The sequence below is a fragment of the Stenotrophomonas sp. PS02298 genome (assembly GCF_029959445.1).
Classification (GTDB): domain Bacteria; phylum Pseudomonadota; class Gammaproteobacteria; order Xanthomonadales; family Xanthomonadaceae; genus Stenotrophomonas.
Genome location: NZ_JASCOR010000123.1, coordinates 1 through 13,468 on the forward strand (window position 1 = coordinate 1; position 13,468 = coordinate 13,468).

The 13,468-nt window shown below is 63.6% G+C and carries 9 protein-coding genes; 8 read left to right on the forward strand and 1 reads right to left on the reverse strand.

What is annotated here, in order from left to right:
- The first annotated feature begins 282 nt into the window (after window positions 1-282).
- The 3 genes from QMX78_RS15865 to QMX78_RS15875 are packed head-to-tail and all read left to right on the forward strand — an operon-like array spanning window position 283 to window position 6,043.
- A complete protein-coding gene (locus QMX78_RS15865; RefSeq protein ID WP_282271296.1) occupies window positions 283-3,036 on the forward strand; it encodes a DUF2339 domain-containing protein in 2,754 nt (917 codons plus the stop codon).
- Window positions 3,033-4,409 carry a DUF3999 domain-containing protein gene (locus tag QMX78_RS15870; RefSeq protein ID WP_282271298.1) on the forward strand — a complete coding sequence of 459 codons (1,377 nt, stop codon included), beginning with the start codon at window positions 3,033-3,035 and terminating at the stop codon, window positions 4,407-4,409. The genes QMX78_RS15865 and QMX78_RS15870 overlap by 4 nt, the downstream gene beginning before the upstream one ends.
- A gap of 23 nt (window positions 4,410-4,432) precedes the next feature.
- Complete coding sequence (locus QMX78_RS15875; RefSeq protein WP_282271300.1) at window positions 4,433-6,043, forward strand: serine hydrolase domain-containing protein; 1,611 nt, start codon at window positions 4,433-4,435, stop codon at window positions 6,041-6,043.
- A gap of 210 nt (window positions 6,044-6,253) precedes the next feature.
- On the opposite strand, the gene QMX78_RS15880 is transcribed toward QMX78_RS15875, so the two are convergent.
- The gene (locus QMX78_RS15880) at window positions 6,254-6,808 is read right to left on the reverse strand and encodes a GNAT family protein (protein ID WP_282271302.1); all 555 of its coding nucleotides are present in this window, start codon (window positions 6,806-6,808) and stop codon (window positions 6,254-6,256) included.
- Between the two features lie 81 nt (window positions 6,809-6,889).
- Between QMX78_RS15880 and QMX78_RS15885 the strand changes: the two genes are divergently transcribed.
- From QMX78_RS15885 to QMX78_RS15905, 5 genes are all read left to right on the forward strand, one after another.
- Window positions 6,890-8,068, forward strand: coding sequence for a phosphoglycerate kinase (locus QMX78_RS15885; RefSeq protein WP_282271304.1), 1,179 nt, complete (start codon window positions 6,890-6,892; stop codon window positions 8,066-8,068).
- Complete coding sequence (locus tag QMX78_RS15890) at window positions 8,065-8,709, forward strand: HAD-IA family hydrolase (RefSeq protein ID WP_282271306.1); 645 nt, start codon at window positions 8,065-8,067, stop codon at window positions 8,707-8,709. The genes QMX78_RS15885 and QMX78_RS15890 overlap by 4 nt, the downstream gene beginning before the upstream one ends.
- 451 nt (window positions 8,710-9,160) lie before the next feature.
- A complete protein-coding gene (gene pyk, locus QMX78_RS15895) occupies window positions 9,161-10,627 on the forward strand; it encodes a pyruvate kinase (protein WP_282271308.1) in 1,467 nt (488 codons plus the stop codon).
- A gap of 164 nt (window positions 10,628-10,791) precedes the next feature.
- Complete coding sequence (locus QMX78_RS15900; RefSeq protein ID WP_282271310.1) at window positions 10,792-11,796, forward strand: class I fructose-bisphosphate aldolase; 1,005 nt, start codon at window positions 10,792-10,794, stop codon at window positions 11,794-11,796.
- 240 nt (window positions 11,797-12,036) lie between these two features.
- Window positions 12,037-13,383, forward strand: coding sequence for a M1 family metallopeptidase (locus QMX78_RS15905; RefSeq protein WP_282271311.1), 1,347 nt, complete (start codon window positions 12,037-12,039; stop codon window positions 13,381-13,383).
- The last annotated feature ends 85 nt before the right edge of the window (window positions 13,384-13,468 follow it).

Below are 13,468 nucleotides of genomic sequence, written 5' to 3' on the forward strand. Positions count from 1 at the left end.
CAAGTTACGTGTCGTGGGCGCGGAGTTGTGTATAAGAGACTGGGCGTAAGCCGCGAAGCTGAGGCTGCTGAAACCCTTGGTATGTGTGCCATCTGATGATCTACCGGCTTCGCGGCTTGCGCCGCTCCCACAAAAGTGCAGTCTGGGGCTCCACGCGGGTCAAACGCCCGGGCTGAAAGCATTGCGCTGCAAAGCACGGGCTGAAGCTGACTGGGGGCGTCTTGCGTTTTCAGGCGGCCCCGATAAGGTGATGCAGCACGTTCAGGTGCACAAGGATGATCAATGGACGAGGGTTGGGTGTTGTTGATTGTGCTGCTGGTACTGGCCGCACTGGCGATGCCGGTGTTGCTGGTGGTTGCCCTGGTATCGGTGTCCTCGCTCAAGCGCCGCGTGGCGGCACTGGAAGAGCGACTGGATGCTGGCGAGACGGAAGCCGAAGCCGCACCACGCAGGCAGCGCGCCGAGGCGATCCGGCCCCACGCCTGGGCGGAGCCCGAGCCTGCCCCCGGGCCCGAGGCAGATGAGGCCGTGATCGAGCCGCTGGCGGTTGCATCGCCGGCGCACCCGGCTGAACCTGTCGCTGCGTCGCCAGCACCACCGCCGTTGCCGCCCAGGGCAGACCCGCTCGATCCACTGGCAGGCGAGCCGCGCCGCGCCATTCCCGTCCGCCGCGAACCGCCGCCGGAGCGGACCTGGACGCCTGCTGAGCCTGCCGAACCGAACTTCGTCGAGCGCGCGCTTGCCTACGCCAAACAATGGCTGACCAGCGGCAATGTGCCGGTCAAGGTTGGCATGCTGGTGCTGCTGGCCGGTGTTGCCGCACTGCTGAAGTACGCAAGCGACCAGGGCTGGTTCGTGGTGCCGCCGAGCCTGCGTCTGGCCGGCATCAGTGCCGCAGCCTTGGCAGGTCTGGTATTTGCGTGGCGCAAGCGCGAGAGCCACCGCACCTTCGCGCTGGCGATGCAGGGCGGCATGATCGGCATCCTGTTGCTGGTGGTGTTCTCCGCCTGCAAGAACCACGGAATGATCGGCACTGGCGCCGCATTTGCATTGAGTGTGGTGTTGATTGCCGGCCTGTCGGTGATGGCGGTGCTGCAGGAAAGCAGAACCCTGGCCATTCTCGGTGTACTGGCTGGCTTCATGGCGCCGATCTGGTTGTCCGACGGCAGTGGCAATCATGTGGCCCTGTTCTCGTACTACGCACTGCTCAATGCCGGCATCTTCGCCATCGCCTGGGTGCGGCCGTGGCGCATCCTCAACCTGCTGGGGTTTGCCTTCACCTGGGGCATTGGCACGGCCTGGGGTGTGTTGAAGTACACCCCGGCCAATTTCAACAGCACCGAGCCATTCCTGGTGCTGTTCTTCGTGTTTTATCTGTTGTTGCCCTTGTTGTATGCCCGCAAGGCCAGCAGCGCTGGCAGTGCGCGCATCGATGGCTGCCTGTTGTTCGGTACGCCGCTGGTCGCATTCTCGTTGCAGGCAGCGTTGCTGCACGGCGATCGCATGCCCCTGGCGTTCTGTGCACTGGGCGTGGCGGCGTTGTACGCAGTATTGGCGCGCGCGTTGATCAACAACGAGCGCATGAATGTGCTGGCACGTGGCTATGCCATTCTCGCAGTCGGATTCGCCACCTTGGCGGTGCCCTTGGCCTTGTCGGCCAAGGCAACCGCATCGGTATTCGCGCTGGAAGGTGCGGGTCTGGTCTGGCTGGGTCTGACCCAGGACCGTCGTCTGGCCCGCTGGACGGGTCTTGGCCTGCAACTGGCCGCTGCCGGGGCCTTGGCGATTGGAGTGTCGGGCAGCCATCTCGGCGCGACGATTGCCATTGCCAACGCCGCCTTCATGGGCGCCTTGCTGATCGCCGTGGCCGGCTTCGCCACCGCATGGTGGTACCGAAGTGCAGGCAATCTGCAGGTGGCGACTGTGGCCTACCTGTGGGCGCTGGCCTGGTGGCTGGGTAATGTGATCCTGGAGATCGGTGATTTCGTCGAGGTCGACAGTCGCCTGCACGCGGTCTTGCTGCTACTGGGTGTGACCGGTTGGCTGGCGGCGGAAGTGCAGCGGCGTGCGCCTGCGTTGGCGCTGTCCCTGACCACGCTGGGCGGTTTGTTGATGGCCTTCCCGGTCGCCTTCCTGCAGGTGTCCGAATACGGGCAGCCATTCGCCGGTTACGGCGCGGTGGCGTGGGCAGTGTTCGCCGTTCTGGGTGTGCGCAGCCTGATGTGCCTGCGCGCTGGCAGCGGCAAGGTTGCTGGTTTGGCGCAGCTGGCCTGGTGGTTGCTGTGGCCGACCGTGTTGTCGTTGTTGGCCTGGCATATCGGTGACCGTTTCACGCTGGCCGAGGGTTGGGTGGGCATGTTGCTGGCGCTGCCGTGGCTGCTGCTGGCGGTGTTGTCCATGTACCGCTGGGCGTGGTTGTCGCAGCCTTTGGGTGCAGCGTTTGATGGCTATCGCAATGCCTTGCAGATCGCCGTGTTCGCGGCACTTGGCCTGTGGTGGCTGACGTCGCTGGCCAGTGCTGGTTCGGCGGCACCGCTGCCGTGGATGGTCGTGTTCAACCCGCTGGAGCTTGCGGAGATCGCCGTGCTTGCCTTGCTGGCGATGCGCCTGCGCGAGCGCGGTGGCGCAGCGGTGTTGCCGATGCAGCTGGTGGGCACGGCGGTGGCCGCGCTGGTGCTGGTGACGGTGATGACGCTGCGAGCAGTGCATCACTGGGGTGATGTGCCGTGGAGCGACAGCCTGCTTGGCACGAAACTGGCGCAGACCAGCCTGACCGTGGTCTGGAGCCTGCTGGGCGTGGTTGGCTGGATTTCCGGCTCGCGTCGCGGCCAGTGGGGGTTGTGGTTGGCCGGCGCAATCCTGATGAGCGTGGTGTTGGCCAAGCTGCTGCTGATCGATCGCGGCAACCTGGGTGACCTGCTTGGTATCGGCGCCTTCATTGCTTACGGACTGCTGTGCACCCTGGTGGGCTGGCTGGCGCCAGCACCGCCACGGAGGCAGGGTGCTGGGACAAACAACGAGGAAACAACCGCATGATCAAGCGCCTGCTGGTACTGGCCTTGTTGCCTTTCAGCGCAATTGCAGCCGATGACTTCGCCCGCCAATGGCCGCTGCAGTTGTCCCAGCCCGATGCTGGCGCCTACCGGGTGCCGCTGGATGCATCGGTGTATGCCGCCGTGCATTGGCGTGACCTGCGCGATGTGCGGGTGATCGATGCTGATGGCAAGCCGGTGGCCAGTGCGGTGTACGCGGCCGCAACGCCGCTGGGCGGCGCGCTGCGCATCGCACCCTTGCAATGGTTTGCATTGCCTGCGGCCAGCGCCGGCGGTGATGACGACCTGAGCGTCGTGGTGGAACGCGATACCGCTGGCAAAGTGGTGTCGATCCGCAATTCGGTGGGCACGGCAAGGGCGGCGGGTAGTGCTGACCCGGTTTGGCTGGTCGACCTGGGCGACGAGGCGGGCAAGTTGCACAAACTGCTGGTGGATTGGAGTGACGCCGCGGCGACGCTGGATCTTGGTTATCGCCTCGAAGGCAGCGATGACCTGCGTGGTTGGCAGGTGCTGGATCCGCAGGTGCGGCTGGTGCAGTTGCGTAACCAGGGCAACGAGTTGCGCAGCAACAGCATCAAGGTTGAATCAGGCCTGCGCTATCTGCGTCTGGTACCTCTGCAGCGCAGCGGCGCGCCGCAGTTGCAGGGCTTGCGCGGTGAGTTCGCTGATGCGGTCGAGGTTGGCGATTGGCAATGGCAGGAACTGCAAGCGGCTGCCGGCGGCAATGGCAAGGATGGCTACCTGTACCGCCTGCAGGGCCGATTCCCGGTGCAGCGCCTGGACGTGGTGATGCCGTCGAACAGCGCGGTGAGCTGGACGGTCGCCAGTCGCGATGAAGACCGCTCGCGCGCTGCCGAAGGTGAGCCGGCGTGGCAGACACTGACCACGGGCTGGAATGCATGGAACCTCAGTCAGGCCGGCAAGCAGCAGCGTTCGCCGCCGTTGGAAACCTCGGGCCTCGTCGATGACCGGCAGTGGCGTCTGCAGGCAGAGCCCGGCGCGGTGCCTGCTGCTGCGCCGACGTTGCGTCTGGGTTATCGCCCCGGCAGCGTGGTGTTTCTTGCACAAGGCAAAGCGCCCTACCTGTTGGTTGCAGGCAGCGCCGACGAAGGTAGCGCGCAGGCGGCGTTGGATCCGATGCTGGCAGCCTTGCGCGCGCACAACGGCGCGCAATGGCAGCCGGTCGCGGCAACGCTGGGTGCGGGTGCGCAGCGCGCCGGTGATGCTGCCTACCAGCAGGCCGAAGCCCCGCGTGATTGGAAGAACATCGTGTTGTGGTCGGTGCTGGTGCTCGGTGCAGCAGCAGTAGCGGGTTTTGCGTTCAGCCTGATTCGCAGCAGCCGTGCGGAAAAATAACAGAGCTGAGGTAGTGCCGAGCCATGCTCGGCAGGGGCTTTCCCAACGTGCCTGACCGGCTTGTCTCCCTCCCTTTCGCAAAGCGAAGGGGAGGGCCGGGGAGGGGGTGGTTTTGCTCCATTGGCTTGTCTGCTTCGCGGCTGACGCCGCTCCTACAGTCGGGATGTATCGGTAATGCCCCTGCCGAGCATGGCTCGGCACTACAGGTATCGCCGGCAATGGTAAGGATCGGTTGGCTTATGCGTTTGAAGTCATTTGCGGTTGCAGTTCTGCTTGGTTTTTCGACCGTCGCCGCTGCCAGGCAGCCTTTGCCAGATGCCTACGCCGAGCAGGTCTTCAGCCTATGGCTTGCGGCATACAACAGCGGTGAGCGCGATGCGCTGCAGACATTCCTGGTCGACTACAAAGTTGGCCAGGAGGCGCAACGTTTTCTGGACATCCGCCAATCACTGGGAACGTTCAAACTGTTGGGCATCAAATCCAGCTCGGCGGAAAGCGCGCAGCTGATCTTGCTGTCGGAGATGACCGATCGTGGCGTGCTGGCGACGCTGGATCTGGATCCTGAGGATCGATTTGATGTCATCAAGCTGCAGCTGGAAGGAATGGAGCTGCCGGATGAATTCAAGCCACAGCGGATGTCACGGACAGAGGTGCTGGCTGCAGGCAAGGCAAGGCTGGATGCCGCGCGTGCAGCCGACAGCTTGTCCGGTGCACTGCTGGTGGCGAAGAACGGCAAGGTTCTGTTGGCCTGGCATGGCGGCGCCGCAGATCGCGAGCGCGCTGTTGGAGTCGATGAAACAACCCGGTTCCGGCTGGCCTCCTTGAACAAGATGTTCACTGCCGTGGCCATCCTGCAGTTGCAGGAGGCGGGCAAGCTGTCGCTGGATGAAACGATCGCCACACATCTGAAAAATTATCCGAACCAGGAGGTGGCCAGGGCAATCAGCATCCGCCAGCTGCTCAATCACACCAGTGGCCTTGGTGATGTGTTCGGTGAGGAGTTCGAGAAGCGCTCGCAATCCTTGCGCATGTTGAATGATTACTGGAGCCTCGCCAGTGCCGCGCCGCCGAGCTCGACCCCGGGCAGTGAGGATGGTTATTCAAACTACGGCTATATCCTGCTCGGCTCGATCATCGAGGCGGTGAGCGGGCAGTCGTATTACGACTACGTGGATCGGCATATCTATCGTGTTGCCGGAATGGGGGCGACTGGCTCGGAGCCAGAATCGGTCGCTGTTTCGGGGCGCGCGGTCGCCTATGCCAACGTTTCCGGTAAGTGGGTAAAGGAAACCAAGACACTGCCATGGCGAGGCACGTCGGCTGGTGGCGGCTACAGCACGGTTGGCGACATGCTGAAATTTGCCGAAGCACTGCGTGCTGGTCGGCTGATATCGCCTGAGTCATTGGCGCTGGCCACATCACCGCAGAACAACAAGGACTGGTACGGCTATGGCTTCATGGTCAGTGGGCAGGGTGCGGAGCGGCAATATGGCCACGAAGGTGGTGCACCGGGCGCAAACACATCGTTGGTGGTGCTGCCCGAGTCGGGCTACGTGGTGATCGGATTGAGCAATGTTGATCCTGGCGCGATGGAGAACGTAGTGAACTTCATCGTTCATCGCTTGCCGTTGTGAGCATGTAGGGCCGAGTCATGCTTGGCAGAGGCCTTTGCGATGCACTTGTGGGAGCGGCGTGAGCCGCGAAGCTGATGCAAAGAAAGCTGGAAAGATTGCTGCGATTGCTGCCAGTTCAGGCAGCTTCCGTACTACTAGCTTCGCGGCTTACGCCGCTCCCGCAAGTAGTGTGGGTTGCTGGTGAGGCCTGCAGCCGAGCATGGTTCGGCGCTACAGTTTCAAATCCTGGCGCAGCAGGCCGTAGATGGCGCTGTCGCAGATCTCGCCGTTTACCTGCCAGCGTTCGCGGAGCAGGCCCTCGCGGACGAAGCCGAACCTCTCCACCAGGCGGCAGGAGGGTAGGTTGCGTGGATCGATGTCGGCCTCGATGCGGCGCAGCCCCAATTCGTTGAACACGTAGCCAAGTACCAGTTGCAGGGCTTCGCTGGCCAGGCCGCGGCCCTGCCAGTCGGGGTGCAGGCTGTAACCGATCTCGGCACGGGCCTGTGCCAGGTCCATGTAGAAAATGGCACTGCTGCCTATCAACAGGTCGCTGTCCGCGTCGGCAATGGCCCAGACCAGCATGTCCAGTTCATGGCGCTGGCGCTGGATGTCGGCGATCTTCTGTTCGGCCTGCTTCAGCTCGGTCCAGGCCGGGTAGCTCCAATAGCGCATCACACGGGCATCGCTGTGGATGGCGAACAGCGCTGCAGCGTCACCATCCCGGACTTCGCGCAGGCGCAGGCGGGGGCTGGACAGTTCGGGTTGCGGCAGGCGTGGCGACATCCGGTGCACCTTGGGTTTGCCCCATCAGGCAGGGCGGGCGAGAATTGCGGTTTCCCCCAACTTTGCGGAGCTGATCCTGCCATGTCCATCGTTCGCATGACCGACCTCGACCTTTCCGGCAAGCGCGTACTGATCCGCCAGGATCTGAACGTGCCGATCGACGAGAGCGGAAAGATCACCTCCGAACAGCGCATCACCGCCTCGCTGCCGACCCTGAAGCTGGCACTGGAGAAGGGCGCCGCTGTATTGGTGACCTCGCACCTGGGCCGTCCCAAGGAAGGCGTGTGGAGCGAAGCCGATTCGCTGGCGCCGGTGGCCAAGCGCCTGTCCGAGCTGCTGGGCGTGGACGTGCCGCTGGTCAAGGACTGGGTGGACGGCGTAGCCGTGGCCCCGGGCCAGATCGTGCTGCTGGAGAACTGCCGCATGAACGTGGGTGAGGGCAAGGACGATGAGGCCCTGTCGCAGAAGTACGCCGCGCTGTGCGACGTGTTCGTGATGGACGCCTTCGGTACCGCGCACCGCGCTCAGGCCTCGACCCATGGCGTGATCCGCTTCGCTCCGATCGCTGCCGGCGGCCCGTTGCTGATGGCCGAGCTGGACGCGCTGGACAAGGCGCTGGCCAACCCGGCGCGCCCGCTGCTGGCGATTGTTGCCGGCTCCAAGGTCTCGACCAAGCTGGAACTGCTGTCCAGCCTGGTCAGCAAGGTCGATCAGTTGATCGTCGGTGGCGGCATCGCCAACACCTTCATCGCTGCTGAAGGCCATGGCGTGGGCAAGTCGCTGGTCGAGAACGACCTGCTCGACACCGCGCGCAAGATCGATGCCGACGCCAAGGCCCGCGGCGCCGAGATCCCGCTGCCGACCGACGTGGTGGTGGCGCCCGCATTCGCGGCTGACGCTCCGGCCACGGTCAAGGCGGTGGATGCCGTCGGCGCCGAGGACATGATTCTGGATATCGGCCCGCAGACTGCAGCCCAGTACGCTGAACTGATCGCCAAGGCTGGCACCGTGGTCTGGAACGGTCCGGTCGGTGTGTTCGAGTTCGACGCGTTCGGCAAGGGTACGGAAGCGCTGGCCAAGGCCATCGCCAGTTCCAATGCGTTCTCGATTGCCGGCGGTGGCGACACCCTGGCCGCGGTCGACAAGTACGGCATCGCCAAGCAGGTCAGCTACATCTCCACCGGCGGCGGCGCGTTCCTGGAGTTCCTGGAAGGCAAGACCTTGCCGGCGGTGGCAGCGTTGGAGGCTCGCGGCCAGTGAGCAGCGATGTCTTCTTCTTCGATCTCGATGGCACGCTGATTGATTCAGCCGTCGGCATCACCCGTTGCGTGGCCTATGCACTGGAGCAGATGGAGCATCCGGTGCCGGGCGATGCCGAGCTGCGCAAGTGGATCGGTCCCGCGCTGCGGACCAGCTTCAAGCCTTTGTTTGGCGACGCCCTGCGCGTGGAGCGGGCGGTGGAGTTGTACCGCGAGCGCTTCGATGCGCACGGTTGGAAGGAACACGACATCTACGCCGGTATCGGTGATGTCGTGCAGGGCCTGCACGCGGCCGGGCATCGGCTGGCCGTGGTCACCGCCAAGAACGAGCCGCATGCGCGGCGTATCGTCGAGCACCTGCCGTTTGGTGGCTGCTTCGAGGACATCATCGGTGCGACCGAAGATGGTTCGCGCAGCCACAAGCCGGAGCTGATCGCCGAGGCCTTGCAGCGTTTGTCGTTGCAGGCGTCGCAGTGCTGGATGATCGGCGACCGCCGCATGGACATCGAAGGCGCGCGTCACCACGGCATGCGCAATGTCGGCGTGCTGTGGGGCTTTGGTGGTCGTGAGGAGTTGCAGACTGCCGGGGCTGGCACGCTGGCGGCTACGCCGGATGCGTTGGCGGCGGTGCTGCGCGGCTGAGTGACGGATTTGATGCGTGGTGGCTCCGGCACCCGGAGCCACCATGCGGTCAGACCTCAGCGCAATTTCAGATCGGCGTGCCCGCCTGCGCGGGAATGACGATCCGAAGGGCTCTCGGAGAAGCTCCTGGCGTTCGTGCCGTGCCCGCCCCGGTTGTCACCCGATGTCCATGGCATGTCTTCGCTGCCAACTTTTCTTGCTGCGAAGCAGCAAAGTTTTTCCCCGATCCAACACGCAACAGCAACATCCGCGTGCTGAGCTATCACCTTCGCTTATCGACCTATGCAAGTCAGCTATAGGTCCCGCGTTGTCATACCGTACGGTATGTCCAGATCGACTGTCTGGCCTGTCTTTGGGACACAGCAGAAAGTGTCGTATGAAATCGTATGCGACATCGTTGTCATGCAATGGATGTGCTACTTTCGGCGGTCTATTAGGGAGACCACGCACAATGATTGAACGTCAGCGCCGCACCAAGATCCTCGCCACCCTCGGGCCGGCAACTGACGCGCCAGGGGTGCTGGACGATCTGTTCCGCGCCGGCGTCAACGTTGTGCGTTTGAACTTCTCCCACGGCGATCCGTCCGGCCAGGCCAAGCGTGCCGCCGACGTGCGTGCCGCTGCCCAGCGCGTGGGCGTGGAAGTCGGCATCCTGGCTGACCTGCCGGGCCCGAAGATCCGCATCGAGCGTTTTGCCGAAGGCAAGATCTCGTTGAAGGCCGGCGACCGTTTCGACCTGATCGCCAGCACCTCGGCACCGGCCGGTGACACCAGCCAGGTGGGCGTGAGCTACCTCGGCCTGCCGCAGGACGTGGCGCCGGGCGACGTACTGCTGCTCGACGATGGCCTGATGCAGCTGCAGGTCGTGGAAGTGCAGGGCGAGCGCATCATCAATACCGTGCTCAACGATGGCGTGCTGTCCGATCGCAAGGGTTTGAACAAGCAGGGCGGTGGTCTGTCATTGGGTGCGCTGACCGAGCGCGACAAGGAGCTGATCGGCATCGTTGCCAAGATCGGCGTCGACTTCATCGCCGTCTCGTTCTGCCGCAATGCGCAGGATATGAATGACGCGCGTGAGATCGCCGAATCGCATGGCTGCTATGCCGCGCTGGTGTCCAAGATCGAGCGCACCGAAGCGATCGAGAACCTGGAAGAGATCGTCGACGCCAGCGATGTGGTGATGGTGGCGCGTGGCGACCTGGGCGTGGAAATCGGCGACGCCGAGCTGCCGGGCCTGCAGAAGAAGATCATCAAAGCCTCGCTGGCGCAGAACAAGGTGGTCATCACCGCCACCCAGATGCTGCAGTCGATGGTCGAGAGCCCGATCCCGACCCGCGCCGAAGTGCTGGACGTGGCCAACTCGGTCATCGACGGCACCGATGCGGTGATGCTGTCGGCCGAAACCGCGGCCGGTGCCTATCCGGTCAAGGCGGTCGAGGCGATGGCCCGCATCTGCCTGGGCGCCGAGCGCCAGTTCCAGACCGAGACCGACTTCAATGCCTCGCCGCGCAACCTGGAACGCGCCGACCAGGCCATCGCCATGGCCACCATGTTCCTGTCCCAGCACGTGGGCGTGCGCGCCATCGTGGCGATGACCGAATCCGGTGGTACCGCGCGTTACCTATCGCGCTTCCGCGCCAAGTCGCCGATCTACGCGGTCACCCGCCATGACGGTGCGCGCCGGCAGATGGCGTTGATGCGTGACGTGTTCCCGATCAACTTCGACAGCCGTGGTTTCACCCCGCGCGAAGCCGCGCGCGGCAGCATCCGCCTGCTGGTCGAGTCCAACCTGCTGCAGGCGGGTGATCGCGTGGTGTTCACCAGTGGCGAACACATGGAAACCCATGGCGCCACCAACACCTTGCGCCTGCTGGAAGTGGGTAACGACGGCCGCGCCAGCGGTCTGGGCGACCTGTAAGCGACGCCAGCAACAAGCCACCGCTCCGGTCAGAAGTTGATCGGAGCGGACAGGTTTTGTCCTGACCTGACAGCCTGAAACCGATTCCAGACCTTGCGGGCAGCCAGCCGGTGAGCGTGCCGGGCTATAATCCGGGTTTTCCCGCACGCTGTCACAGGAACCTCATGAGCATCGAACTGCTGGCTGAAACCGCCCAGGCCATGGTCGCCCCGGGCAAGGGCATCATCGCCATTGACGAATCCACCGGTACGATTGCCAAGCGCTTCGCAAGCGTCGGCATCGAGAACACGGAAGAAAACCGTCGTGCCTACCGCGAACTGCTGCTGACCACGCCGAAGCTCAACGAGCACATCTCCGGCGCCATCCTGTACGACGAAACCATCCGCCAGTCGACCAAGGACGGCGTGCCGTTCGCCAAGTACATGGCCGACAACGGCATGATCCCGGGCATCAAGGTCGACAAGGGTGCACACCCGCTGGCCGGCTGCCCCGGTGAGCTGGTGACCGAAGGCCTGGACGGCCTGCGTGAGCGCCTGCAGGAGTACTACAAGCTGGGCGCCCGTTTCGCCAAGTGGCGTGCGGTGATCAACATCGGCGAAAGCATGCCGTCGGGCACCTGCATCGAGTCCAACGCCCACGCGCTGGCCCGTTATGCCGCCCTGTGCCAGGAATGCGGCCTGGTGCCGATGGTTGAGCCGGAAGTGATCATGGACGGCGACCACGACATCGAGACCTGCTACGAAGTCACCGAAGCCACCCTGCGTTCGCTGTTCGACGCCCTGTACCAGCAGAACGTGGTGCTGGAAGGCACCATCCTGAAGGCCTCGATGGTCATTCCGGGCAAGACCTGTGACGAGCAGGTGGATGTCGAGGAAGTGGCCGAGTCCACCGTGATGTGCCTGAAGTCGACCGTGCCGGCGATCCTGCCGGGGGTGGTGTTCCTGTCCGGTGGCCAGAGCGACGAGCAGTCCACCGCTCACCTCAACGCCATGAACCAGGTCGGTACCTTGCCGTGGCCGCTGAGCTTCTCCTACGGTCGCGCCATGCAGCAGGCTGCACTGAAGCTGTGGGCCAAGGACATGAAGGGCAACTACGCTGCTGCACAGAAGACCGTGTTCGAGCGTGCCAAGGAAAACGGCCTGGCTGCACAGGGCAAGTGGGAAGGCTGATAGGCCGACCTGCGTGAATTGAACAAAACGCCGGCCAACAGCCGGCGTTTTGTTTTGCTCTGCTTTTGTTTTTTTTGTGGGAGCGGCATAAGCCGCGAAGCTGGCAAGGCAACAGCCGCCAAGATGTTTGCAATTGCGGCCATCGCGGCAGTTTGTTTTGCATCAGCTTCGCGGCTTATGCCGCTCCCACAATTCCCGCAGTACAGCCCTACAATCGGATTTTTCATCAGGGATGATCCGATGCACCGCAGAATCGCGCTGGCACTGTTTGCATCGACCATGACCGCATCTGTCTTCGCTGCGGAACCACGCGATTTCGATATCCAGCACTACGCAACCAGCCTGGATCTGGATATCGCCGCCGGTCAGCTGCAGGGTGAGACCCTGGTGCGTTTCGACGCCACAGGCCAACTGCAACAGCTGGTCCTGGACAGTGGTGAGCTGGTCATCGATTCGGTCACGCAGGATGACAAGCCGCTCAGCTTCCAGCAGGCCGATGGAAAACTGGCCATCAGCCTTGCAGCGACGTTGACGGCGGGCCAGCAAAGCAACGTACGCGTGCACTACCGCGGCAAGCCACGCTTTGGCCTGGAGTTCGTCGCCGAACGCAACGAGGTCTACACGATTTTCTCCACCAGCCAATGGATGCCGTCGGTGGATGCGCCGGACGAGCGCGCTACGCTGCAGTTGGCGCTGCGCCTTCCTCGCGACCTGCATGCGACGGCGGTTGGCGATGAACTGCCATCGCGCCTGCTCGGTGATGGCCGTATCGAACACCGTTGGCAGCTGCGCAAACCAACGCCCGCGTTTGTCTATGGCTTTGCCGCCGGCCCTTATCAGCACGTACGGCAGGGACGCTTGCAGTTCTACTCGAAGGACCGCTCCGAGGCCGAACTGCGGCAGGTGTTCGCGGCCACCGACGACATGCTCGACTTCTTCGCCGCCCGCGCAGGCTTGGCCTATGAAGGCAACTATCGGCAGGCGCTGGTTGCCAACACCATCGGCCAGGAAATGGCTGGTTTGTCGGTGATGTCGGAGGCCTATGGCAAAGGCGTGCTGGATGATCCGACCCAGACTGGCTTGATCGCCCACGAAGCCGCGCATCAATGGTGGGGCGTACGCGTGACCTGTGCCAGCTGGGAGCACTTCTGGCTCAACGAAGGTTTCGCCAACTTCATGACGGCGGCGTGGTTGCAGCAGGCGCAGGGCGAGGCTGCCTACCAGGCGATGGTGCAGGGCTGGGAGCAGCGGGTGTTGGCGCTGCGCGAGAAGGGGGCTGATCGTCCGTTGGTGTATCCGGATTGGAACAAACCCAGCGCCGATGATCGTGCGGTGGTCTACAGGAAGGGCGCGTACGTGCTGCACCGCTTGCGCATGGAATTGGGCGAGGAGCTGTTCTGGCGCGGGCTGCGTGAGTACACGCAGGCCAACGATGGGCGCTCGGTGGTGACGGCGGATTTCCAGCAGGCGATGGAGCGCGCGGCCGGGCGCTCACTGCAGGGGTTTTTTGATGCCTGGGTTTATGGGGTTGGTGGCGAGGTCGGGTTGAATCGCCCAGGCTTTTGTAGACACTCTTCAGCCGTTTAGTGCGTACTGCCGTTCAAACTCTATCGGGGACAGGCCGCCATTGGAACCGTGTCGCCGTGTCGGGTTGTAAAACATCTCGATGTAC

What these genes read in the sequence shown, in the direction of transcription:
- QMX78_RS15865 (WP_282271296.1), top strand. Translation starts at nt 283, where the DNA reads ATGGACGAGGGTTGGGTGTTGTTGATTGTGCTGCTGGTACTGGCCGCA.
- QMX78_RS15870 (WP_282271298.1), top strand. Translation starts at nt 3,033, where the DNA reads ATGATCAAGCGCCTGCTGGTACTGGCCTTGTTGCCTTTCAGCGCAATT.
- QMX78_RS15875 (WP_282271300.1), top strand. Translation starts at nt 4,433, where the DNA reads ATGCTCGGCAGGGGCTTTCCCAACGTGCCTGACCGGCTTGTCTCCCTC.
- QMX78_RS15880 (WP_282271302.1), bottom strand. Translation starts at nt 6,808, where the DNA reads ATGTCGCCACGCCTGCCGCAACCCGAACTGTCCAGCCCCCGCCTGCGC.
- QMX78_RS15885 (WP_282271304.1), top strand. Translation starts at nt 6,890, where the DNA reads ATGTCCATCGTTCGCATGACCGACCTCGACCTTTCCGGCAAGCGCGTA.
- pyk (WP_282271308.1), top strand. Translation starts at nt 9,161, where the DNA reads ATGATTGAACGTCAGCGCCGCACCAAGATCCTCGCCACCCTCGGGCCG.
- QMX78_RS15900 (WP_282271310.1), top strand. Translation starts at nt 10,792, where the DNA reads ATGAGCATCGAACTGCTGGCTGAAACCGCCCAGGCCATGGTCGCCCCG.
- QMX78_RS15905 (WP_282271311.1), top strand. Translation starts at nt 12,037, where the DNA reads ATGCACCGCAGAATCGCGCTGGCACTGTTTGCATCGACCATGACCGCA.